Source organism: Maribacter litoralis, assembly GCF_902506355.1.
GTDB lineage: Bacteria > Bacteroidota > Bacteroidia > Flavobacteriales > Flavobacteriaceae > Maribacter > Maribacter litoralis.
This window is the reverse complement of record NZ_LR733271.1, coordinates 3,465,686-3,487,808: the sequence shown is the minus strand read 5'-3', so window position 1 is coordinate 3,487,808 and position 22,123 is coordinate 3,465,686. Positions and strand designations below refer to the sequence as shown.

Below are 22,123 nucleotides of genomic sequence, written 5' to 3'. Positions count from 1 at the left end.
AAATAAATATAATGCGATTTCGATTACCGGCCTTACTAGTATTAATAGGTACAAATTATATAATAGCGCAGAGCCAAGTGCCCAGCACTACCGACTCTATTTTATCTCAACAACTAGATGAAGTCATCGTAACCGCAACTAGAACAGAGCGCCAATTATCGTCGCTTCCACTACCTGTTACCCTAGTTGGCAAAAAACAGATCACTAAATCTGGTACGGTTCGTCTTAACGAAATACTGAACGAGCAGACCGGGATTATTACCGTTACCGATGAGAGCGGATTTCAAGGCGTACAAATACAAGGTATCGCATCAGACTATATACTTATATTAATTGATGGAGTTCCATTAGTGGGTAGAAGTGCCGGAAATTTTGACTTAAGTAGGTTAACCGTTGGCAATATCAAACAAATAGAAGTAGTTAAAGGTCCGTCTAGCAGTTTATACGGTTCAGAAGCTTTAGGCGGAGTGATAAATATCATCACTGAAAAACCGAAGACTGAAGATTTAAGTGGTAATGCATCCTACAGAATAGGAAGTTTTACACAGCAAGACATGAACCTAGACCTAAAGCAAGGTTTTGAAAAATTTCGCTACGGATTTTTTGCGAACCGATTTTCATCGGAAGGATATGACCTCAATGAAGATGTTGAAGGGCAAACCGTAAACCCGTTTACCAACTACACCCTAAACGGTAGGCTTTACTATGACTTTAACGATAAACTTTCCCTTTTTACCACGGGTCGTTTTTATGATCAGGTACAAGATGCCAGTTTTTCATTGGAAAGTATTCAATATGAGGGCGACACCAAAGAACGAGAATGGAACGCCCATGCAAGATTAGACCACAAATGGATCCCGAATCTTACGATGGCCTATGAACTTTATTACACCAATTATGTAGCTACAGAATTATTGGCAGACCCTATTTCTACAGATGTTTTAAGCGATAGTGACTTTGATCAAAAGTTATTTAGACCAGAGGTACGCGGTAGTTATACCTTTGCGAATGAGAATGACAGTAAAATTGGGTTCCAAAATGGAACTTTAACCGCAGGTGCCGGTCTACAGATAGATAATTTAGATCGTACATATTTTGATGAAACGGTAAACTTCACTTCACAATACCTCTATGCACAGTACGACTTTGACCCCATTGAAAAGCTAAATGTAATTGCCGGTGCCCGATTTGACAATCACTCCGAATACAACAATCAGTTTAGCCCTAAATTGGCACTACGTTACCAGCTGAACAACAACCTATCTATTAAAGGGTCTGTAGGCTACGGCTTTAAAGCACCAGATTTTAGGCAATTGTATTTTGACTTTACCAACTCCGCCGTTGGTTATACCGTACTTGGCTATAATGTAGCCTTAGATAAGTTACAGGAATTAGAAGCACAAGATCAAATTTTAGATGTTATCGTAACCGAAGATGAATTGAGTAAACCTTTGGAAGCCGAAAGCTCTATTGGGTACAACCTAGGTTTCAATTTAAAACATGGCAAAGGTACTACCGAAGTCAATTTCTTTAGAAACGATTTTAAAAACCTTATAGATACCCAGATCATTGCTCGTAAGACCAACGGCCAAAATGTATTCAGTTACATGAATTTTGATGAAATATACACCACTGGTTTTGAAATCAACTCAAGCTATAAACTTACCGATCAGCTAAACATCAGTGCAGGATACCAGTTGCTATACGCTTTTGACAAAGAAAAGAAACAAGACGTAAAGGATGATCAAGTATTTGTTCGTGATGCAGAAAGTGGGCAGTCGGTCGCATTGTCGCAATCAGATTATTTTGGCTTGGTCAATCGTTCAAGGCATAATGCAAATTTTAAGGTGTATTACGATATACCATCTGCCAGTACCAATGTAAATATGCGTGTACTGTATAGAAGTAAATACGCACAATACGACACCAATGGTAACGGACTGATCGATAGTTTCGACACCAGCTTTATAGACGGTTTTGTTACGATAAATGCAGCGGTCAGCAAAATCTTCTATTCCGATTTTACATTACAGGTAGGCGCAAATAATCTATTGGACTATACAGATAACAATATACCGACGATGCCGGGCATACAAGCATTCATTAAATTAAATTATCAATTCTAACCCACCTGACAACGCGCAGGTTTTAATTACAATTACCATGACGAAGAACATTTTAGCAGTAGTATTTTTAGCAGTGGCATTCGCCTCTTGTAGCAATGATGATGACAGCACGCCAACAGATCCCGTACAGACAGAAACCGTAAGTAATCTATATGCTCCACAAACCGGAGGGCAAGGGCAACCCGAAGGCGGCGAGTTTGCAAAATTTGACTTTGAAACCGGTGCCGTTACCACTAGCGATACCGATTGGGACATAGCCTTTAGAGGAACCACAATCGCCGTAAACGGAGGTACGGTTACAGGTACAGAAGATGAGCCAGAAAGAAACGGCGACGCCGGTGTAGCCATAGTAACGGGAACATTGGCAAGTGTAACCACTGCAGACGGATTAACTTTTAACCAAGATACAGATGCCTCATTTGCCATACCAACAGGTAGCGACAATGGTTGGTACAACTACGCGGGTGATCCAACACATTTAATTACACCCATACCGGGTAAAGTGTTCGTTTTTAGAACTACAGCAGGTAACTACGCCAAGGTTGAGATCTTAAGCTACTACGAAGATACACCTGCAGAACCAGATGCATTTACAGATGCTACCCCCTACTACACTTTTAACTATGTGTATAACCCAAACGAAGGTGACACCTCATTAGAATAGTTTTATTTTAAGTTCGTAGTATCAAAACATTAAAAAAGGGCAACTTTAGGGTTGCCCTTTTCCTTTGTCATTATACAAGTAGCTACTCTTTCATATATTCTTGCCATTTTACAATTAAATATTTTGTTACCCCATTTTTATTGATTTTTAGAAATCCGAAATCATAACAAAATAGATAAACCTCATTTTTTTGATTTTTCCAGTAATGGGTAAAAAATTTAGGATTAAAGCCTTCATCTAAAAGTATGTTCTTTCTTATGGTGGTAAATCCGGATTTATTATATCGCTTTAATATTTTTCTATTCTTCTTCAACTGTTTATCAACCGAAAAATAAAAGGTATTTTCTTTCTGACTTTTTTCATATTGGTGTATGGACTTGCATTTTACAGAGCAGAAAATTTTATCCGTTCTACCAATAACCTCATTATCACATTCTGGACATACTCTTTTCATACCAATTAATTAATCGAATATTACACGAATAATATACGCATAATATTCCGTTAGTTGTTTTATTAATTAGTACTCTTGGCATTATGAACACCACAAAATCCATAACGCTACATCATCTAATGATCAACGATCAGAAGATGATCGGCATACAATTTACCCCAAACAAGCTTATACAGAACCTGATCAAAGGACTACCTGAACCTAAATGGAGTAGTCAGTATCATATGGTTTACATACACAATACCAAGAAAAACCTTGGCACCATTTTCAATACATTTAAAGGAGTTGTATGGATCAACTATAATAAATTTTTAAGCAATAGACCCGTCAACACCCATAATGAAGTAGTAGATGTACAGTGGTTCAGGGAAAGGAAAACACCTGAAGGCTATAGGGTTTGCCCAGAAGAATACCTGTTAAAACTAGAGCTTAAAAGATATGCCAACAGCACCGTAAAAACGTATGTCAACTTTTTTGAAATGTTCATTAATCATTATATGGACAGAGATATTACAACCTTGAACGAAAGTGACGTAAGGTCATATCTACAAAGGTTAATACGTAGAAACGTATCTAACTCATACTTAAACCAAACCATAAATGCCATAAAATTCTATTATGAGACCGTACTTGGCATGCCCAACCGTTTTTACGACATTGAAAGACCAAGGAAGGAGCATAAGCTACCTACCGTAATTTCAAAAGAAGAAGTTATTGCAATGCTGAATTGTACAACAAACCTAAAACATAAATGTATTTTAGCCTTATTATACAGTGCCGGTTTACGTAGAAGTGAACTTATAAACCTAAAGATTAAAGATATAGATAGTAAACGGATGCTTATTAATATAAAATGCGCCAAGGGTAATAAGGACAGGGTAACACTATTATCTGAAAACGTACTGATGGATTTACGTCTTTATTTTAAAGAATGGCATCCTAAAGAATTCTTGTTTGAAGGGCGCAGAGGCAGTAAATACAGTACAGCAAGTGTAATACAAATAGTAAAACAAGCGGCCAATAAAGCAGGAATTTTACAGAATGTAACTCCACATACTCTACGACATAGCTTTGCGACACACTTATTAGAATCTAACGTAGATCTTAGGCAAATTCAAGTGTTATTAGGTCATGGCTCAAGCAAAACAACAGAAATATACACCCATGTAGCTACAAATACTTTTAAGACAATAAAAAATCTATTAGATTAGTGTGCACAAAGTAGATATATGTGCAATTGTGCACATATACAATTGTTACCTGCAATATGAAAGAACAAGCATTCGAAATTTTAGCGAATAAAAGTGGAAATATTTATGGATATCTATATGGTTTTCCTAATGAATGTCCACATTGTCACAAACATATTATACCGAAATTTAAATCAGACTACTTAGGTGGAGAACAATATACAGTATATGCAACTCTGATATGTCCAAACATTGAATGTGACAAACCTTTCATTGCAGAATATGGAAGAGAAAATCACACGGAATACTATTACGAACGAATCGTCAAACATTCGGTAATAAGCGAGAATTTTTCTGATCAAATAATTGAAACTTCTCCAAAATTTAAAATAATATTTAATGAAGCTTATTTCGCTGAACAGAATAACTTACTCGAAATATGTGGAGTTGCTTATAGAAAGGCTCTAGAATTCTTATTAAAGGATTATTTAATCGGACAGTTTCCGGACAAAGAAGATTCAATTAAAAAAAACACAATATCCAATTGCATAAAGTCATACGTAGATGACACAAGATTAAAATCAACTTCAAGTCGAGCAATATGGCTAGGTAATGACCATACCCATTATGAAAAAAAATGGAACGATAAGGATTTGAATGATTTAAAAACGTTAATTAAACTTACGGTAAACTGGATAGAATCGGATATTTTGACACAGAAATTTAACGACTCAATGCAATAAATACTGCAGGTAACAATGGCTATAGCAAATAGGGCATAAAGTGCTATATTTAAAGGCTTGGTTTTGTTTACGAAGTCCGCCAAATCTTTTGGATTTGGCAATTAAAAAAGAAAAAATAATTACAAAACAAAAAGCTCTGGCTCGCAGACCAGACGGAAACGAAAAGTTTCCTTGCCTGCCCTACTTGCCATAGCCTGACCGTTAACGGTAATAAGCAATTAAAAAATAAGATCAACTTCGGGGCTTATCCGTTTTTTACTTTTTGCCTTATATTTTCTTCTCGGTTCGTAAATAGTAACGTTTATCATAAAAGTAAAAAAGCTACGGTCTTTGTATTTTAAACAACTACAAATCGTTTGGTCTGGGCTAAAAAAAAGAGCAGCTTTCGGGGTCTTCCCTTTTGCCGCCAGAACGCAATCTCTGCGCAATCGTAATGTTGACGGACTTTTGGTTCGCCATGTTTTGTTAAGATATTATAAGTCCGCTAAACTATATTTATGCTCGCCCAAGTCTGTCGCTGGATGGAAAAAACGGCAAAATCTACGCGAATTGTTCTTTTAGCTTGTCTTTATTGAGTTTGGCTAGGGTTGGCTTAATACCGCTAACATGACCTATAAGTAATGCGTGGCTCGGGGTTTTATAAAATGGTTTGGCTATATTTATTAAGTCGCTAAATCTGTTGGATTTAGCTTTGGACGAAACAAAAAACAAATCAAAACCAAAAGCTTTAGCTCAGAGCGTATCCGGAAATCCGTCGGATTTCCCAAACGCACTACTCATAGCTTTGACGTTATCTTCAATGGCTCAAAAATTAATTTATTTTTGTTTAGTGTAACAAGTTTGGATTAATTGATACTTATAAGAAGTACGCAAAATTTATTCTATGAAAAATAGTAACCTTCTTCAAAAAATAGGAATTGCAATAATCATACTTTCATGGTCAGCAAGACTTATTGGTAAATTTTTAGATGCTGAAACAGCAGAAATGCTATCTGATGTTCCTTTAATAAGTGTATTAGGAATTGGAATCTGGACAGTTGGATTTTTTAAAAAAGAAAGTGACAATAAAAAAAAGTTGTCAAGTGAAAATTCTTCTCTGGATTCTTAAAGATGAATAAAATTGCGCAGATGGACTTCACTCTTGCGCAATCGTTGTCTTGATGGACTTTTTAGCTTGTTTGCGTGAATAAGACTTCACTCGAACGGAATAATTAAACAAACGCAAAGTTTCGTGATTACTCGGCTGTGTCGCCACAGAAGATAACAATACCTATAATTAATACGGACTTGTGGCTTTTCCGCTAAGGTCTGTCTATATTTATGAGGTCGCAAAATCTCATGGATTTTGCATTTAAACAAAAAAAGAAAAACACAAAACCATAAGATTATGCTTTGTGCGTAGCTGGAAATCCGTCGGATTTCTGCGCCGCACTAATCATAGCCTGACCGTTACCAACTATTTTAAAAAAATCTTCTAAACACTAATCCAAATGAATAAATCAACCAAAACAGTTATTGTTATTATTGGCATTTTAAGCATCCTAGCTGGAATTTATGGCTTTTTCACAAACGCAGAATCTACTGTAACTTATTCTGGAATCTTCATTGGAGTGGTTCTTTTGGGTAGCTTGTTTATATCCAAAAATGGACTTGATAAAAGTTAGTGGAAAATAATGACAAAACCACGAGCTAGTTTGCGAAGATGGAACTATCACTCAAATGTAAACTGTACGTAAATGGACTTTTTAGCAAGTTTGCGCAGGTGGAATTATCACACAAACGCAATCTGAACGCAGATGGACTTTTTACTCGGTCGGAATAAAAAAATATAACTAAAACGGCATATCTAAACGCAGAAAAACAGTTGGTAACAATGCTTAAACGTAATGCGAACGTAAGGGCAAAACGGAAAGGTCTGCGTATATTTAGAAAGTCGCTAAATCTTTGGGATTTAGCTTTGGACAAGAAAAAATAAAACTAAACCAAAAGCTTTAGCTTCGTGCGCAGACGGAAACGAAAAGTTTCCTTACTACCGCACTACGCTTAGCCGAGACGTTGTACCTAATTTAAGAAATGAGCAAACTACCATTCATATTTTTACTTTTCATTACCTTATTTGGTTATTCTCAAAATCAAGAATCCGAACCTACATTTTATTCTGAAATTGCCGAACGAGTAGCGCCTAAAACTTATTACAGCGTGAAATTCGGAAATCCTGCCGAAGTAGTTGTTAATGACACAATCTTTATGGCGAATTCTGAAACTTGGATTGAAAAAAATATTTACAGTTTTAAGTCTAGTAGAGAAATGTTAGTGAAAAAATATCGAGATAACGAGCTAATTGCAGACGAAATAATTGAATTAGATTCTAACAATAGAATTCTAAATTATGAAGGAAATTTAAAATATGAAGGTGGAAAATGGTATGTAACTAAAGTCAAGTATCAATATCAAGAAAACAAAAAGATAAAAGAAAAAATAAATGATTCTGGCGAGACTTATTTGAGATATACAGTAAAATATGACAGCCTGAAAAATCCGACCGAAATTGAACATACAATTGTTGGACCAGACCATTCTAGACTTCAAAGTGTAAATTATGATTATCCAAATAGTAAGTTTATTTTAATGGACTTTAATTATCAAGGTCGACTAGAAGAGGAAATCAAAGGAAATATAAACTCTGATTTTATTATTGAAACCAATCAAAATGGAGATACAACCAAAATGTATTGGATTTTGACTGATAAAAACGAACCTTTTATCCACGAAATAGATTATGAATATGATGAAAAAGGAAATTGGATTAAATTAATTAAAAACGTAATAAGTCCAGATGGAACAAAAAAGCCATATCATAGGACTTATAGAGAAATTAAATATAAAAACTAGGTACAACACCGTATATAATTTATTGCTAGTTCTAGCCTACTTACGAAAATCCTTGCGGATTTTCTATTCGGTTTTTATTTGCTAAATTAGGTGCTTAAACCACGCAACAAACCATATACAACAACGTTGTAACCAATTTGCCAAATGAGACGCATACTATTCGGAATCGGAATAATTTTAATCATCGGAATTTCAGTATTACGATGTAATATTCCAATGACAAAAAATAGTGTAGTTGGAATTTATGCAAATACTAATTATGGAAATGAACCTTGCTGTGTGGAATCACCTCACAAAGCGGACACGCTGAATTTAAAATCTGACGGAACATTTACGAGCGGATTTTATGGAAATGGAACTTATGAAGTTAGTTACGGAATACTGACAACCGAAATTGACTGGACTTACGAATATGAATTTGGAAAAGCAGGACATAGTACATATTTCAGCAATAAGATTTTTGAAAAGCCGAAAATCATATTGAATTATGACTTGAATCATTACTATGAGAAAGTGGAATAAAAAACTGGTTACAACAATGTATAACCACAATTACGGCGGATTCGACTACGTCCGAATCCACTCACAATTGCTAAAGTCAGTGCTAAACCGAAAATTAACGCATATTAACCCGTAACTGACGGTTATACGAGACCGTTACCACCAATTTGAAAAAAATAATTTACATAACTACAATCTTTCTATTTACGGTTATTTCGAGTTTCTCGCAAAATGACTCTATTTACACTTTGGTTAAAAATGCAAGTGCTGTGAACTATAGCATGTCAGAACTGACAGAATTTGCGAAACAAAATATCAATAATGAAAGGAGCTTAGCAAAGTTTTTCTATTACTGGGTTGGCTCAAATATTCAGTATGACGAGATTACATTACAAAACGTGCTGAACGGAGAAATATCCAATGAAGAATTTAATAACCTTCAGTCAATTGAAAAGGTATATGAAACTAGAAAAGGTGTTTGCGCAGGATATGCTCAGCTTTACAAGTGGTTCATGAACGAAATGGACATTGAAGTTGATGTAGTAACTGGATACATAAGGGACGAGCGCAATCACTATGTTGAATTGGAATTAGATAATGATTCAAGACACGCCTGGAACGTGATTAAATTAGACGGTAAATGGATTATACTAGACTCGACTTGGGGCACTTCGCAAGACTTGTCTGTTTCCGATTTCTATTTTGACATGAAACCAGAACTAGCTATAATCACCCATTTTCCAGAGAGAGAAGAATGGCAATTGTTGGACAAACCGTTATCATTAAGTGAATTTAATAGCTCAAAATTTATAAAACCAGTTTGGTTTCATGTTGGGTTCTCAGATATACCATCCTTAAAAGAAGATTCAGAATATTATTATTTTGTGTATCGTAGTAACCCAGACAAAGAATGGTCAACCCTTTGGATGTATAGCCAAGAAAATGCAAATTATTCATTAATCCAAAATACAACTAGAATTGACCAAGATGGTTTTACGTACATCAGATTTGACAAAACTCAAGTTCCTAAAAAAGCTTTTTATAAAATGCAATTAAATAGATTCAATATGGAGGAAAGTACATCTACATCTATTTTCAACGTATTCTATTTCAAAACGTAAAAAAACTAGTGGTAACAATGGTAACCGTTGCACAAGCCAATAATTAGAGATAATTGCTATCGATATAAGCCTCTTTAAGGGGCTTTTTTTATGCCATGTCAGAAGATGAACCTAAATTTTAGATGCACTGGAGAAAGGCTNTTTCACCGTAATAGCCTTTGGTCAGCTTATAGAGAAAATTCAGGTCCAGAACCTCTTTTAAACGCCTGTAGAAATTGTTCTTCGGTATACGCTCGCTCAATTGGAAACGGGCGAACAGTTTTTCCTGATACTCCTTTTTTCCTTGCATACCTAAAGTTAACGACCCAACGTTAAGATCACGTTGACCCTATATGGTTTTTTCGTTAACTTGTGCAACAGGCACAATATGTATAAGTAATGGCAGGGAAAGTAGCTAATATCAAGGTTTATAGCCCGCTCAAACTTTATCACAGCTTGACAGGTAAGTGCCCCGCAATCTGCCACTACTCATACATTTAACGTTGTGCATAATGCGAAAAAAACGCAGTGAATAATCTAAAAACTATAAAAGAATATTATAAACCGATTCAGCCAACAGTTTCGGCTAATGATAATGAAATAAGTTATCAAGAGATTAAACCAAATAAAGAAATTGAAAATTTTATCTATTGTTTTTGGCAACTTAAAACGCTGAAACCATTAAACAAAAATTATAATTACCGAGTAGTTTCAGACGGCTGTATCGACATATATTTTAACCATAAACAACCGACCGAAAACTTTATTATGGGATTTTCTAGAAAGTTCGTCCAATTTCCAATTGGAAAGGAATTTGATTACATAGGCATTCGTTTTTTACCTTCTGCTTTTTCTCATTTATTCGGAATAAACGCCAGAACTTTAAGTAATCAATCTCAAGAACTAAGTAAAGTTTTACCTAATTTTTCCGAGTGGATAAATTCACAAATCAAGTCTACCGATTCATTTGAAAACATTGTAAAAATACTAAACAAAAGAATAATTGCATTTTCAAAAATCCAAGATATTCATTACGACCACCGCTTTTTAGATTCACTAAACCTAATTTTCCAAAAAAATGGATACTTGAACACTGAAAAAGACCTTAATACAGGTTTAAGTTCAAGACAACTTCGCAGAATTTTCAATTTTTATATCGGAACAACAGCTAAATCGTTTAGCAATGTTGTTCGCTTTCAACATATTCTAAATGCAAAACCTTCTAAACAAAGTTTAAAAGAAAACAAGTTATACTTTGATGTTGGATTTTTTGACCAAGCTCATTTCGTTAAAAACTTCAAAACATATTATGGAGTTACACCTTCCGAAGCCTTCCATTAAGTTTGTCCGATTTTTACAATGCATAGCTTTCTTACAAAACTAAATTTGTAGCAATAAAATTATTGACAATGAAAGCATTTATTCTGACAGTAGGTTGGACAAATGCACAAACAAAAAACAAGATGAAACTTAATGCAGGAATAATCACTGAAAAATTACAGGAAACCAAGAAATTTTATACAGAAGTATTGGACTTTGGAGTAAGTTTTGAAAACGAATTTTATTTATTACTTCACACACCTAACAATTCGGCAGAAATCAGTTTTTTACAACCAAACCATCCAAGCCAAAAACCAATTTTCCAATCTGCATTTAATGGAAATGGAGCTTATTTGACTATTGAAGTTGAAAATGTAGATGTAATTTATAAGCAACTAAAAGAAAAGAGAATCCAAATGGAAATTGAAATCCGAGACGAACCCTGGGGCGACAGACATTTTGCAATAAAAGACCCAAACGGAATTGGAATTGACATTGTAACTTATACAAAACCAGAATAATAAAGCACTATGCACAACACCGGTAACCGTTGCACAAGCCTATAATTAGAAATAATTACTATCGATATAAGCCTCTTTAAGGGGCTTTTTTTATGCTAAGCTAGAGAGTTGAACGTGAATTTTCCGTGCGCCGGAGAAAAGCTTTAGGAACTAAATCATCTAAGAACAATCATTACAAACTCCGGTTAGCACGCAATTTGCATGTTGCACCTCATATCCATCTGGAACTGAATACGCAACAGGTACTTGTAAACATTCGATAGTATCACAAGATAAACACCTAAAATGAAAATGGTGAGTAACAACTTCTGAAGGATTATCACATTTTTCGCAAATAGCAAAATACTGTTTTCCGTCTTCCGCAACAATCTTATGCACTATACCATCCTCACAAAACCTATTTAAAACCCTGTAGATGGTTGCTCTATTTATTTTAATATCAAGTTGCCTTTCAATGGCATCTTGACTTAATGCTTTTTTAGAAGTTGAAAGCAAATTCAATATCGCTTCTTTTGTAGGCGTATTTCTTCTATTCATATTTTATTGCGAATAAGTTGCAATAATACAAAAAGATTGTATTTTTGACAATATTTACTAATGCGACATATTTGCATTAAATATCATAACCAAAAGAGAAACCATAAAATCAATTGGAGTTATAGGTGCAGTGCTAACACTAATTAAACCACTTACGCTCCTTGCTAAATACAATCACAAAATGGACAAAAAAGAATTTGAAGTCATCATAATAGGTGGTAGTTACGCGGGACTATCAGCAGCAATGGCATTAGGTCGTTCACTACGAAAAACATTGGTAATCGATGCAGGAAAACCTTGTAATCGTCAAACTCCACATTCACATAACTTTTTAACACAAGACGGCAGTACACCAAAAGAGATATCAGAAATTGCCAAAAGTCAATTAATCGCTTATGACAGTATTAAATTTTATGACGGACTTGCAGTTAGCGGAAAAAGAAAAAACGGCGCTTTCGAAATCTCCACCTTAAAAGGAGACTATTTTACTGCAAAAAAATTAATATTTGCAGCAGGAATTAAAGACCTATTGCCCAATATAAAGGGCTTTTCTGAATGCTGGGGAATATCTGTTGTACATTGCCCCTATTGCCATGGTTACGAAATTAGAAACAAAAAAACAGCAATTATTGCTAATGGCGAAAGAGCATTTCATCTTGCTTCTTTGGTGAATAATCTTACCAAAGAAATAGCAATAATTACTTCGGGAGCAAAAGACTTTGAAAAAGAACAGCTCGAAAAATTAAAGCAACACAAAATACAGATCATTGAAAAAGAAATATCAAGCATTAAACACCGAAACGGTCATGTAGAAGATATTGTTTTTAAAGATGGTACTACTGAAAATTTTGAATGTGCCTATGCCGCTATTCCTTTTGAGCTAAACTCAAACATACCTAAAGAACTGGGTTGCAATCTAACAGAAGACGAGCTTATTGAAGTTAATTTTATGCAACAAACGACACAAGAAGGCATTTTTGCTTGTGGGGATAATAGTTCTATGATGCGTTCTGTAGCATTAGCTGTTTCTAGCGGAAACATTGCTGGAGCTGTTGTTAATGGTGAACTTACAAAAGAAAATTTTTGATATGGTAGAAGTGTTTATGACCAACGTAAAATCGGAAATTCTATCCATAGAAATTATTCAATTTTTAAAAATTCAATATCCGCACCTAAAAATCAATTTTGATTTGGAAGATTTCAACAAACCCTATCCGTGTGGGCATTCCATTTTAAGATGTGAAGGAGAAATAGTAGACACAAATGCAATCTTCTTACAGCTTAAAAACAGAGGGATTATATGTAAATTACTAGAAGATAAAATTTGTTTATAATATGACAGAATTCTGGGAAAATGCATTTAACAACAGGCAAGAAATGTGGGGAATGACACCTACAAAATCTGCTCAATTAGCTACTGAAATCTTTAAAAAGAATGGTATAAAAAACATATTAATTCCCGGCATTGGATACGGCAGAAATGCAAAACCATTTTTAGATAACGGAATACATGTAAGCGGTATAGAAATTTCTCAAACTGCCATTGAACTTGCTCATAAACATTACGGAGAAAGATTGGACATCTTTAATGGCCCTGTTACTCAAATGCCTTTTAATGATAAAAAGTATGAAGGCATTTTTTGTCATGCCCTCATTCATTTATTGGACGACCAAGAAAGAAAAAAACTGATACAAAATTGCTATGCCCAACTGATTGAAAACGGATATATGATTTTTACCGCGGTAACCAAACAAGCACCTGAATATGGAAAAGGTGAATTATTGGGGAAAGACCGCTACGAGGTTCATAAAGGAGCGGCTATATTCTACTACGATAAAGAATCGGTGAAAAAAGAATTTGAAGCATACGGACCTCTTGAAGTTATAGAAGTGACCGAAAATCAACCAATGTACCTTATTAAGTGTAAAAAAAAATTAAAAAACGACTAGAGACATTATTCAGATACAAATAAAATCAGCATCCCACCAAACAATACAATAATGCACTTTTACACCACTTAGCCCCAAAAAGTAGCAGCATTTTGCTCTATCGACCACAATTACGTGTTCTATCCCTATAAAGTTAGTTTCTAAAGGTTTAGCATCAACCTAAAAAGGACATTCTTGCCATATTTGACCCGAACCAAAAATCAAATATAAATGTCATTACTAACAATAATCTTAAACATTTTATTACCGCCATTAGCGGTATTCTTAAAACATGGAGTAAGCACAACTTTGCTGATCAGTATACTACTGACTTTGTTGGCATGGTTGCCAGGCGTAATTCATGCGTTTATAGTAAATCAATAATTAATCCTAAAAAATAATAAGAATGAAGAAATTAATAATTCCAATTATGGCATTGGCCATAGTAAGCAGTTGTAACATTAAAAAAGAAGAAAAAGGTGAATTACCAGAAGTGGATGTAGATGTATCTGCAGACTCAGGAGAATTACCAGAATATGACGTAAACTGGGCAGATATTGACGTAGGTACTACTACAAAAACGGTTAAAGTGCCTAAGCCTATGATCGTTATGGAAGAGGAAGAAGTTGAGGTTCCTGTAATCGACTTTGATATGCCAGGAGAAGACAAAGAACAACGTACCATTATGGTAGAAGCAGAAGTTTCTGATAGTGAGCACGATTTAGATATACAAGAAATTCGCGCTACAGAAAATCGTTTGTACGTTATTTCTAAACTTGAAAAGCTGGATACCGATTTAGGTGAGCAGAAAATGAGAATTCAAGATCAGGTAGAATTAAACGCACCAGATTTAGATGTGAAACATATTATTGTAGGTGAAAAAGCCGATAATATTTTGAACAATCAATATAAGTATGTTAATTCTATGAACGACTTGGACGATAAGATTAAGAATGCAAAAGTAATTTACTCAGATTCTTAATTAACTTTTAAGCAAAAAATTCAAATGCCGATGATAAATGATCATCGGCATTTTTTTGTTCTGTTTCTCCACATCATCTTACTCCAACACTTTTTTTTACTCATTTACAAGGAGTTAAGCTCGTTATTGGCTTAGTTATTGATGCATACTTTAATCTGATCAATTCAATTAAATAACCAAAAAACACCGACCATATGAAACATTTCTATTTTGCATGCTTAACTATTTTCTCCCTTACGATTTCAATACAGGCACAAGGTGAAAGCTCCCTTGTCGATGTTGGTGGCTATAACATGCATTTCAACATTATAAATGGAGAAGGAGTTCCCATTCTTTTTGAAGCTGGCGGCGGAAATGATAGTTCTGTCTGGGCACCTATTTTAGAAAGCATTTATAACGTTACGGGTACTACATTGATTACGTATGACCGTTCGGGGTTTGGGAAAAGCGAATTAAATCCGTATTTAAAAAAAGAAACAGATTTTGGAATAGAGAATGGAATAAAAGAATTGAAAATTGGACTAACAAAGCTAGGGTATGATGGTCAAATAATACTGGTCTCCCACTCCTATGGCGGACTTTACAATATGCTTTACGCACGTAAATATCCTGAAAAAGTAATTTCAGTAGTTTCGATCGACGCAACTCCAAGCGAATTCTGGAACGAAGAATTACTCTCCATGAGAGATATGAATGTAGATATCACTACAATACCTAAACCTTCTGGCGATTATTACATGAATTATAATTACAATGCAACCATGCGATATATAAGAGGCATGAAATTCCCAGAAAACATACCTGTTACAAACATTTTTCCTGAGAATTCTTTTCCCGACTTTCCAGAAATACTGTCAACCAGATGGAGAACATTACAAGAAGAACTTGGTGATAAAAATGAGAATATTCATAACGTAATTGCTAAAAATAGCGGTCATGCCGTATTTCAAGATAATCCCACTTTGATTATTAATTCAGTTATTAAAGCTTATGCCAAAACCTTAGATAAAAATCAACAAATCAACCTATTACCGAAGGTTTTGAACAATGCCATTGATTTATCGATACAATCAAAATACAACAACCGAACGGCGCATGATTTAAATACCTTGGGATATTCATTGATGGCAAACCAAGACATGGATAATGCCTTAGTATTATTTAAAGCTGCAACCCTTTTATTTCCACATAACGCAAATGCCTACGATAGTTATGGTGAGGCTCTTTTAGCAGTAAACAAAACAGAAGAGGCTATTAAAATGTACGAAAAATCAATTGAGCTGAATCCAGAAAATGACCATGGAAAAAGTATCTTAGAAGAATTGAAACGAAAATAATACCTTCAATCAATGAATAATATTAGAGCTTATTTTAACCAATTGGTAAACATCAACGATACCGATTGGGAAATATTTTCTTCTAAACTGGTGAAAAATGAGCTAGGTAAAAAAGATTTCATTTTAGAAGCCGGGCAAATAGAGCATAATTTATCGTTCATTGAAAGTGGTTCCGTACGTTTATATATACCCAAAGAAGATAAAGATGTTACTTTTGGCTTCTGCTTTGAAAATCAGTTCGTAAGTGCTTATGATTCCTTTTTAACACGTATGCCATGTTCCTATTCCATACAAACCTTGACCAATGTAATACTGTGGCAAATTTCACATGAAAAATTACAAAAGGTATATGCTAAAAGCCAAATAGGAAACACTATCGGCAGGTTGGCGGCGGAAAGTCTTTTTCTAATTAAATCTCAGCGAGAACAATCATTTTTGAATGAAACGGCGGAAGAAAGATACTTGTCTCTTTTTCAACAACGCCCTAAATTAATAAAAGAAATTCCCTTAAAATATCTAGCCTCATATATTGGTATTACACCACAAGCATTGAGCAGAATCAGAAAACGAATTACACGATAATCAAGATTTATAGGTTCCTATGTCTATCTCCCGGTAAGGTGGAATTTGTTCTAATTCGTTAACATCTTTACTAGTAATGCCTGGTAATTGTAATCAAAGTTTATTTACTTAACCTAAGTTCATTGTTTATTGACTTTATAGAAAAGATCTTTGTAAAAAAATAAAAATGAAGCCACTGGTAGTACTTATAACGGTTACATTGATAGCCTTTTTACTTATCAAAATCTTTTATGGTTCTTATGACATATCACATTCTGCACGAATTGGCATGTCCTTCATGTTACTCTTTACAGCAATGGGGCATTTTATGTTTCCAGATGGGATGACTATGATGCTTCCCGATGCTATCCCATTAAAGAAAGAAATAATATATTTCACGGGAGTTATTGAAATAGCAGCTGCAATTGGCTTACAATTAAAACAATTTCAAAATCTAACCGCTTGGCTTTTAATAGTATTCTTCATCATTATTCTTCCTGCCAATATAAAAGGAGCAATAGATCAAGTAAACTTTCAAAAAGGCACGTATAATGGTTTGGGCGTATCCTATCTTTGGTTTAGAGTTCCGTTACAAATACTATTTATACTTTGGGTTTATATAAGTTCGATTAGATTTAGCTAAAAATAAGATTTCCAAGAGGTTACAAATACTAAATGAAAATGGCTAACTTTAGTAACCGTTGAATTTTAAATCATAAGCCATGAAAACACTATTTACCTCTTTACTTTTCGCCTCTGTATTAATTTCCTGTAACTCATCAGATAAATCTAAAGACACATCCGAAGAAAGTACAGAAGTAGCAACCACTACCGAAGCAACAGCACAAACAAAAAAGCAATTAAAATCAATTGAAACGGATGACGATTTAATTGCTACCGCTTTAATGGCCGCGCCAGCTGAAAGCAGGCAAAATACCAAGGTAATTGGCTACAACATGGCTGGTGAATTTGTCACGTTAAAAGAAGGAGATAGTGAGTATATCGTATTGGCAGACGACCCAAAGAAAGACGGATTCAATGCCGCATGTTATCACAAAGACCTAGAACCTTTTATGGCTAGAGGAAGAGCTTTACGTGCAGAAGGAAAATCTGCCGAAGAAATTTTTGAAATTCGTGAAGCCGAAGTTAAATCTGGTGAAATTGAAATAACGCCCGGTTCTGCATTACACATTTACTATGGTCCAAATACGACTTTTGACCCCGAAACTTCTAAGGTAGAAGGTGCCAAGCTACGCTATGTTATATATACCCCTTTTGCTACGTCAGCATCAATTGGGTTACCTGAAACTCCTACAGCACCTAATCACCCCTGGATTATGGATCCTGGCACACACAGAGCACATATTATGATTTCTCCTCTAGTAAATGAAGTTGAGTAATTAGGAGTTAGGAGTTAGGAGTTAGGAAAAAATAAAACTCAAGTTTAAGTCCAATACTAGAAACCGAAGAATTAATTGCTATGTGAAAAACTGTTACTTAAACACTCTTATCATTACTAACAATCAACCCTAACTAATCATAAGTAACTACTATCTTAGCACAATGAATACAATTGATATTAGAACAGTAGATGTTGTTCAATATTTACAGCCTTTACGTGAAGGTGGCTCTATGCCTGCTATTGTAAAAGCCGATGACGACTTCTTGTATGTGCTAAAATTTAGAGGATCAGGGCAAGGTAAAAAATCTCTTATTTCAGAATTTATTGGTGGTGAAATGGCACGAGCCATAGGTCTTAAAGTACCCGAGTTGGTATTTATGAATTTAGAGGATACTTTTCGTCAAACCGAACCCGATGAAGAAATTCAAGATTTACTGAAATTTAGTGTAGGCTTAAATTTAGGATTGCATTTTCTATCGGGCGCTATTACTTTTGACCCCTTAATTTCTACCGCTGATGCCATTACGGCCTCAAAAGTTGTTGTTTTAGATAGTTTGATAAGCAATATTGACCGAACCGCTAAAAACGCGAATCTTTTATATTGGCATAATGAATTATGGGTGATAGACAATGGGGCCAGTTTTTATTTTCATCATAACTGGGAAACTTGGCAGAATCACCTCACCAGAACTTTCCCTTTTATAAATGACCATGTATTATTACAACAAGCCACTGCCTTAAGTGATGCTGCCACCGAAATTAAGAAACACCTAACCAGAGAAAAAATCAACGAAATAGTTAACAACGTACCAGAAGATTGGTTGACAAGTGAATCTGATGTATTAAATGCGAATGAAAAAAGAGCTGCCTATAATCAATTTATAACCACTAAGCTATCAATGATAGATGTATTAGTTAAAGAAGCTGAAGATGCAAGATAGACATACATTTAAATTTGCAATAGTACGCATTGTACCAAAAGTAGAACGGGAAGAATTCTTTAATGTAGGCGTAATTTTATTCTGTAAACGAACCAAATTTTTGGACATTAAATACCATATTGACCAAGAGAAACTAAAAGCATTTTCCCCGGAAATTGAATATGATATATTGAACGATTATTTAAAGGCCTGGAAGTTAATTTGTGAGGGAAATAAAGCTGGAGGTCCCATTGGCAAATTAGAATTACCAGACCGTTTTGGGTGGTTAACCGCATGTAGAAGTACGGTAATACAAAGCTCCACTACCCGATCCGGACTTAGTACCGACCCAGAAAATGAATTGGAAGATATTTTCAATAAGTATGTATTGTAAACCTTGATTAATTTATAAATCGAACGGAGTATTTGGTGAAAATCCTAAACCCATATTAATAAAAAAAGGAACGCTATTGCATATACTATTCTTAAATATCGAGTTTAATAAGTAAGTTTATATAAATATACTGACTCACTCATCTCAAGTAAGAAAACAAAACATTTTACGCTATGGAATCATCTCAACTTAAAACTATTATTCAAGGCATTCCAAAAGCGGAACTCCACCTACATTTAGAAGGTAGTTTTGAGCCTGAGTTAATGTTTGAGATTGCGAAGAGAAACAATATTGTTTTACCTTACGATTCTATAGAATCGGTTAAAGCGGCATACAAATTCAATAACCTACAAGAGTTTTTAGACATTTACTATGCTGGGGCTCAAGTACTGTTATATGAGCAAGACTTTTTTGATTTGACCTGGGCTTATTTAACCAAAGTACATAGCGAAAATGTAGTTCACGTAGAGGTATTTTTTGACCCACAGACCCATACAGAGCGTGGTGTGGCATTTGATATTGTCATCAATGGAATTCATCGTGCTTTGGAAAAAGCCAAAACCGATTTGAATATTTCGTACAAATTGATCATGAGCTATTTGCGTCATTTAAGCGAAGAAGCGGCTTTTGAAACCTTAAAAGCTTCCCTCCCATTTAAAGATATCATAGACGGAATCGGTTTAGATTCTTCCGAAATGGGAAATCCGCCAAGTAAGTTCAAAGAGGTATTTAAGGCATCTGCAAAACAAGGCTATAAACTGGTAGCACATGCAGGTGAAGAAGGTCCGGCAGACTATATTTGGGAAGCCTTAGACATTTTGAAAGTAGTACGTATTGATCACGGTAACCGCTGCTTAACAGACGGAGCATTGGTAAAAAGATTAGTAGACGAAAAAATTGCTTTGACCCTTTGCCCTACCAGTAATGTTGCCTTAAAGGTAATTCAGAAGATGAACGAACATCCTGTTGCAAAAATGTTAGAAAAGGGAATTATTGCAACCATACATTCAGACGATCCTGCCTATTTTGGCGGATATATGAACGAAAACTATTACCAGACTGCCAAAGCCCTTAATTTAAGTTTAGGTCAAATTCAGCAATTGGCAATCAACGCATTTGAAGCTAGTTGGATGAGCACAGCTGAAAAAGAAAATCGTATTAAGGAAGTAAAGGATTATTTTAATTCTATCTGATTTTCCACGGGAATGAAAATGATAAATTTGGCACCTTCTCCCACGTTACTTTCTACCTGAATATGACCCTTATGGGTTGTAACTATTCTTTTAACAATAGAAAGACCAATGCCAGTACCTTGATATTCTTCATCGGTATGTAATCGTTGAAAAATTTCAAAAATCTTACTTTCATATTTTTGATCGAAACCAATACCGTTATCAGAAACTTCAATACGAGAGTAACGTTTATCCTTCGACAAGTCCAATTTAGGAAAATCTGCTCCTGAAACAATTTTGCCACTAACTTTTATAACTGGCTTTTCCTCGTTTTTACTATACTTAATGGCATTGGTAAACAAGTTGAACAATAACTGCTTAAACTGAATTGGACGAACAGTTATCTCACAATCTTTTGGCACCTTAAGAACGGTCTTATGCTCTTTAAGCTCTTCGCTTAAAACATCTTTTACGTCCATCACCAACCTTTTCAGAGATACACTGGTTAAACTGTTATCTATAGTTTCGGTTGAACCATATGCCATTAGATCTTGAATAAGATTTCGCATACGTGCAGCGGACAGGTCTATTCTTTCTAATTTATGTTTACCGGCTTCAGATAGGTTATTGAATTCGGTATCACTGACCTGGGAAATGAACATTTGAATTTTACGCAAAGGTTCTTGAAGATCATGACTACAGATATGATTAAAAGACTCCAAGTCATTGATCATCAACTCTAACTTTATCGTCTTTATTTCCAGTTGATTGGTACGCTGAAAAACCTTCTTCTCTAATTTTTTAGAGAATTTCTTTAACTTTCTATGTGCACGCTCAAGCTCCAGCTTATTTTTTCTAAGCTCCAATAAATTAATCACCTGTTCAGATAAAATATTCAAAGATTCTTTCTGACTCTGGGTCAATACTCTAGGCTTATTGTCGATTACACATAAAGTCCCTAAAGACAGACCATTTGTATTTTTCAATGGTATACCTGCGTAAAAGGCAATATTTGGATCACCGGTAACTAAAGGGTTATTTTTAAAACGAATATCTTCTTTAGCATTCTCAACAGTAAAAATAGGGTCGTCTGCAGTAATGGCATGAGCACAAAAAGCATCTTCAATGGGAGTCTCAGAAGTTTCTAGTCCGTAATGAGATTTGAACCATTGCCGTTTATCATCAAGTAGTGTAATTAAAGATATTGGCGTTTGACAAATTTCTGCTGCAAGTTGGGTTAGATTATCATAATCTTTTTCAGGTAACGTATCTAAAATCGAATACGAATCAATCAGAGCTAATCTTTCCTTTTCTCTAGGATGAATTTTGGCTTTCGTCATTATTTACTAAAGGGCGATGGTGGTTTATTTTTACAAAT

General features: G+C 34.8%; 26 protein-coding genes. 23 read left to right on the top strand and 3 right to left on the bottom strand.

Going from position 1 to position 22,123, the window contains the following annotated elements; genetic code table 11:
* Positions 1 to 11: 11 nt before the first annotated feature.
* Both EXIGUO8A_RS14655 and EXIGUO8A_RS14650 read left to right on the top strand, forming a co-directional pair.
* A complete protein-coding gene (locus EXIGUO8A_RS14655; protein ID WP_159303711.1) occupies positions 12 to 2,126 on the top strand; it encodes a TonB-dependent receptor plug domain-containing protein in 2,115 nt (704 codons plus the stop codon).
* A gap of 37 nt (positions 2,127 to 2,163) precedes the next feature.
* Positions 2,164 to 2,790 (top strand): HmuY family protein, encoded by a 627-nt coding sequence (locus tag EXIGUO8A_RS14650; protein ID WP_159303710.1) that lies wholly within the window; start codon positions 2,164 to 2,166, stop codon positions 2,788 to 2,790.
* A gap of 82 nt (positions 2,791 to 2,872) precedes the next feature.
* Here the strand turns inward: EXIGUO8A_RS14650 and EXIGUO8A_RS14645 are convergent, their stop codons facing one another.
* A complete protein-coding gene (locus EXIGUO8A_RS14645) occupies positions 2,873 to 3,244 on the bottom strand; it encodes a hypothetical protein (protein ID WP_159303709.1) in 372 nt (123 codons plus the stop codon).
* Between the two features lie 83 nt (positions 3,245 to 3,327).
* Here EXIGUO8A_RS14645 and xerA point away from each other — a divergent pair, with 83 nt between their 5' ends.
* The 9 genes from xerA to EXIGUO8A_RS14600 all read left to right on the top strand — a co-directional run bounded on the left by xerA (position 3,328) and on the right by EXIGUO8A_RS14600 (position 11,511).
* On the top strand, positions 3,328 to 4,455 hold the full coding sequence (xerA, locus tag EXIGUO8A_RS14640) for a site-specific tyrosine recombinase/integron integrase (protein ID WP_201304124.1): 1,128 nt from the start codon (positions 3,328 to 3,330) through the stop codon (positions 4,453 to 4,455).
* 56 nt (positions 4,456 to 4,511) lie between these two features.
* The gene (locus EXIGUO8A_RS14635) at positions 4,512 to 5,177 is read left to right on the top strand and encodes a DUF4145 domain-containing protein (RefSeq protein WP_159303708.1); all 666 of its coding nucleotides are present in this window, start codon (positions 4,512 to 4,514) and stop codon (positions 5,175 to 5,177) included.
* An 883-nt stretch (positions 5,178 to 6,060) separates the two neighbouring features.
* Positions 6,061 to 6,285, top strand: a complete 225-nt coding sequence (locus EXIGUO8A_RS14630; protein ID WP_159303707.1) for a hypothetical protein — start codon at positions 6,061 to 6,063, stop codon at positions 6,283 to 6,285.
* A 382-nt stretch (positions 6,286 to 6,667) separates the two neighbouring features.
* Positions 6,668 to 6,841: a hypothetical protein gene (locus EXIGUO8A_RS14625; protein ID WP_159303706.1), complete on the top strand. Its 174-nt coding sequence runs from the start codon at positions 6,668 to 6,670 to the stop codon at positions 6,839 to 6,841.
* A gap of 409 nt (positions 6,842 to 7,250) precedes the next feature.
* On the top strand, positions 7,251 to 8,069 hold the full coding sequence (locus EXIGUO8A_RS14620; RefSeq protein WP_159303705.1) for a hypothetical protein: 819 nt from the start codon (positions 7,251 to 7,253) through the stop codon (positions 8,067 to 8,069).
* Between the two features lie 144 nt (positions 8,070 to 8,213).
* Positions 8,214 to 8,591 carry a hypothetical protein gene (locus EXIGUO8A_RS14615; protein WP_159303704.1) on the top strand — a complete coding sequence of 126 codons (378 nt, stop codon included), beginning with the start codon at positions 8,214 to 8,216 and terminating at the stop codon, positions 8,589 to 8,591.
* Between the two features lie 248 nt (positions 8,592 to 8,839).
* Positions 8,840 to 9,691, top strand: a complete 852-nt coding sequence (locus tag EXIGUO8A_RS14610; RefSeq protein ID WP_159303703.1) for a transglutaminase domain-containing protein — start codon at positions 8,840 to 8,842, stop codon at positions 9,689 to 9,691.
* Positions 9,692 to 10,198: 507 nt separating this feature from the next.
* Positions 10,199 to 11,011 carry an AraC family transcriptional regulator gene (locus tag EXIGUO8A_RS14605; RefSeq protein WP_159303702.1) on the top strand — a complete coding sequence of 271 codons (813 nt, stop codon included), beginning with the start codon at positions 10,199 to 10,201 and terminating at the stop codon, positions 11,009 to 11,011.
* A 122-nt stretch (positions 11,012 to 11,133) separates the two neighbouring features.
* Positions 11,134 to 11,511, top strand: coding sequence for a VOC family protein (locus EXIGUO8A_RS14600; protein WP_159304485.1), 378 nt, complete (start codon positions 11,134 to 11,136; stop codon positions 11,509 to 11,511).
* Positions 11,512 to 11,670: 159 nt separating this feature from the next.
* Here the strand turns inward: EXIGUO8A_RS14600 and EXIGUO8A_RS14595 are convergent, their stop codons facing one another.
* On the bottom strand, positions 11,671 to 12,048 hold the full coding sequence (locus tag EXIGUO8A_RS14595; protein WP_159303701.1) for a Fur family transcriptional regulator: 378 nt from the start codon (positions 12,046 to 12,048) through the stop codon (positions 11,671 to 11,673).
* A 181-nt stretch (positions 12,049 to 12,229) separates the two neighbouring features.
* Here EXIGUO8A_RS14595 and EXIGUO8A_RS14590 point away from each other — a divergent pair, with 181 nt between their 5' ends.
* The 12 genes from EXIGUO8A_RS14590 to EXIGUO8A_RS14535 all read left to right on the top strand — a co-directional run bounded on the left by EXIGUO8A_RS14590 (position 12,230) and on the right by EXIGUO8A_RS14535 (position 20,766).
* Positions 12,230 to 13,135: an NAD(P)/FAD-dependent oxidoreductase gene (locus EXIGUO8A_RS14590; RefSeq protein WP_159303700.1), complete on the top strand. Its 906-nt coding sequence runs from the start codon at positions 12,230 to 12,232 to the stop codon at positions 13,133 to 13,135.
* Position 13,136: 1 nt separating this feature from the next.
* Positions 13,137 to 13,382 carry a hypothetical protein gene (locus EXIGUO8A_RS14585; RefSeq protein ID WP_159303699.1) on the top strand — a complete coding sequence of 82 codons (246 nt, stop codon included), beginning with the start codon at positions 13,137 to 13,139 and terminating at the stop codon, positions 13,380 to 13,382.
* A 1-nt stretch (position 13,383) separates the two neighbouring features.
* Entirely contained in the window at positions 13,384 to 13,998 is a 615-nt protein-coding gene (locus tag EXIGUO8A_RS14580) for a class I SAM-dependent methyltransferase (RefSeq protein ID WP_159303698.1), read from the top strand.
* A 210-nt stretch (positions 13,999 to 14,208) separates the two neighbouring features.
* On the top strand, positions 14,209 to 14,361 hold the full coding sequence (locus tag EXIGUO8A_RS14575; protein ID WP_116772545.1) for a YqaE/Pmp3 family membrane protein: 153 nt from the start codon (positions 14,209 to 14,211) through the stop codon (positions 14,359 to 14,361).
* 22 nt (positions 14,362 to 14,383) lie between these two features.
* Positions 14,384 to 14,959 (top strand): hypothetical protein, encoded by a 576-nt coding sequence (locus EXIGUO8A_RS14570; protein WP_159303697.1) that lies wholly within the window; start codon positions 14,384 to 14,386, stop codon positions 14,957 to 14,959.
* Between the two features lie 194 nt (positions 14,960 to 15,153).
* Positions 15,154 to 16,296 (top strand): alpha/beta fold hydrolase, encoded by a 1,143-nt coding sequence (locus EXIGUO8A_RS14565; protein WP_201304123.1) that lies wholly within the window; start codon positions 15,154 to 15,156, stop codon positions 16,294 to 16,296.
* Between the two features lie 12 nt (positions 16,297 to 16,308).
* The gene (locus tag EXIGUO8A_RS14560; protein ID WP_159303696.1) at positions 16,309 to 16,878 is read left to right on the top strand and encodes a Crp/Fnr family transcriptional regulator; all 570 of its coding nucleotides are present in this window, start codon (positions 16,309 to 16,311) and stop codon (positions 16,876 to 16,878) included.
* Between the two features lie 166 nt (positions 16,879 to 17,044).
* On the top strand, positions 17,045 to 17,500 hold the full coding sequence (locus EXIGUO8A_RS14555) for a DoxX family protein (RefSeq protein ID WP_159303695.1): 456 nt from the start codon (positions 17,045 to 17,047) through the stop codon (positions 17,498 to 17,500).
* Between the two features lie 79 nt (positions 17,501 to 17,579).
* Positions 17,580 to 18,257, top strand: coding sequence for a hypothetical protein (locus tag EXIGUO8A_RS14550; protein ID WP_159303694.1), 678 nt, complete (start codon positions 17,580 to 17,582; stop codon positions 18,255 to 18,257).
* Between the two features lie 163 nt (positions 18,258 to 18,420).
* The gene (locus tag EXIGUO8A_RS14545) at positions 18,421 to 19,200 is read left to right on the top strand and encodes a HipA family kinase (protein ID WP_159303693.1); all 780 of its coding nucleotides are present in this window, start codon (positions 18,421 to 18,423) and stop codon (positions 19,198 to 19,200) included.
* Positions 19,190 to 19,573: a DUF3037 domain-containing protein gene (locus tag EXIGUO8A_RS14540; protein ID WP_116772539.1), complete on the top strand. Its 384-nt coding sequence runs from the start codon at positions 19,190 to 19,192 to the stop codon at positions 19,571 to 19,573. Before EXIGUO8A_RS14545 ends, EXIGUO8A_RS14540 begins: the two co-directional genes overlap by 11 nt.
* A gap of 173 nt (positions 19,574 to 19,746) precedes the next feature.
* A complete protein-coding gene (locus EXIGUO8A_RS14535; protein ID WP_159303692.1) occupies positions 19,747 to 20,766 on the top strand; it encodes an adenosine deaminase in 1,020 nt (339 codons plus the stop codon).
* Here EXIGUO8A_RS14535 and EXIGUO8A_RS14530 read toward each other — a convergent pair.
* Positions 20,748 to 22,085, bottom strand: coding sequence for a GAF domain-containing sensor histidine kinase (locus tag EXIGUO8A_RS14530; protein WP_159303691.1), 1,338 nt, complete (start codon positions 22,083 to 22,085; stop codon positions 20,748 to 20,750). The genes EXIGUO8A_RS14535 and EXIGUO8A_RS14530 overlap by 19 nt on opposite strands.
* Positions 22,086 to 22,123: the final 38 nt, after the last annotated feature.

Excerpts from the sequence above, each read along its gene's own strand:
- EXIGUO8A_RS14655 (WP_159303711.1), top strand. The coding sequence starts at position 12 with ATGCGATTTCGATTACCGGCCTTACTAGTATTAATAGGTACAAATTAT.
- EXIGUO8A_RS14650 (WP_159303710.1), top strand. The coding sequence starts at position 2,164 with ATGACGAAGAACATTTTAGCAGTAGTATTTTTAGCAGTGGCATTCGCC.
- EXIGUO8A_RS14645 (WP_159303709.1), bottom strand. The coding sequence starts at position 3,244 with ATGAAAAGAGTATGTCCAGAATGTGATAATGAGGTTATTGGTAGAACG.
- xerA (WP_201304124.1), top strand. The coding sequence starts at position 3,328 with ATGAACACCACAAAATCCATAACGCTACATCATCTAATGATCAACGAT.
- EXIGUO8A_RS14635 (WP_159303708.1), top strand. The coding sequence starts at position 4,512 with ATGAAAGAACAAGCATTCGAAATTTTAGCGAATAAAAGTGGAAATATT.
- EXIGUO8A_RS14630 (WP_159303707.1), top strand. The coding sequence starts at position 6,061 with ATGAAAAATAGTAACCTTCTTCAAAAAATAGGAATTGCAATAATCATA.
- EXIGUO8A_RS14625 (WP_159303706.1), top strand. The coding sequence starts at position 6,668 with ATGAATAAATCAACCAAAACAGTTATTGTTATTATTGGCATTTTAAGC.
- EXIGUO8A_RS14620 (WP_159303705.1), top strand. The coding sequence starts at position 7,251 with ATGAGCAAACTACCATTCATATTTTTACTTTTCATTACCTTATTTGGT.
- EXIGUO8A_RS14615 (WP_159303704.1), top strand. The coding sequence starts at position 8,214 with ATGAGACGCATACTATTCGGAATCGGAATAATTTTAATCATCGGAATT.
- EXIGUO8A_RS14600 (WP_159304485.1), top strand. The coding sequence starts at position 11,134 with ATGAAACTTAATGCAGGAATAATCACTGAAAAATTACAGGAAACCAAG.
- EXIGUO8A_RS14595 (WP_159303701.1), bottom strand. The coding sequence starts at position 12,048 with ATGAATAGAAGAAATACGCCTACAAAAGAAGCGATATTGAATTTGCTT.
- EXIGUO8A_RS14590 (WP_159303700.1), top strand. The coding sequence starts at position 12,230 with ATGGACAAAAAAGAATTTGAAGTCATCATAATAGGTGGTAGTTACGCG.
- EXIGUO8A_RS14585 (WP_159303699.1), top strand. The coding sequence starts at position 13,137 with ATGGTAGAAGTGTTTATGACCAACGTAAAATCGGAAATTCTATCCATA.
- EXIGUO8A_RS14580 (WP_159303698.1), top strand. The coding sequence starts at position 13,384 with ATGACAGAATTCTGGGAAAATGCATTTAACAACAGGCAAGAAATGTGG.
- EXIGUO8A_RS14575 (WP_116772545.1), top strand. The coding sequence starts at position 14,209 with ATGTCATTACTAACAATAATCTTAAACATTTTATTACCGCCATTAGCG.
- EXIGUO8A_RS14570 (WP_159303697.1), top strand. The coding sequence starts at position 14,384 with ATGAAGAAATTAATAATTCCAATTATGGCATTGGCCATAGTAAGCAGT.
- EXIGUO8A_RS14565 (WP_201304123.1), top strand. The coding sequence starts at position 15,154 with ATGAAACATTTCTATTTTGCATGCTTAACTATTTTCTCCCTTACGATT.
- EXIGUO8A_RS14560 (WP_159303696.1), top strand. The coding sequence starts at position 16,309 with ATGAATAATATTAGAGCTTATTTTAACCAATTGGTAAACATCAACGAT.
- EXIGUO8A_RS14555 (WP_159303695.1), top strand. The coding sequence starts at position 17,045 with ATGAAGCCACTGGTAGTACTTATAACGGTTACATTGATAGCCTTTTTA.
- EXIGUO8A_RS14550 (WP_159303694.1), top strand. The coding sequence starts at position 17,580 with ATGAAAACACTATTTACCTCTTTACTTTTCGCCTCTGTATTAATTTCC.
- EXIGUO8A_RS14545 (WP_159303693.1), top strand. The coding sequence starts at position 18,421 with ATGAATACAATTGATATTAGAACAGTAGATGTTGTTCAATATTTACAG.
- EXIGUO8A_RS14540 (WP_116772539.1), top strand. The coding sequence starts at position 19,190 with ATGCAAGATAGACATACATTTAAATTTGCAATAGTACGCATTGTACCA.
- EXIGUO8A_RS14535 (WP_159303692.1), top strand. The coding sequence starts at position 19,747 with ATGGAATCATCTCAACTTAAAACTATTATTCAAGGCATTCCAAAAGCG.
- EXIGUO8A_RS14530 (WP_159303691.1), bottom strand. The coding sequence starts at position 22,085 with ATGACGAAAGCCAAAATTCATCCTAGAGAAAAGGAAAGATTAGCTCTG.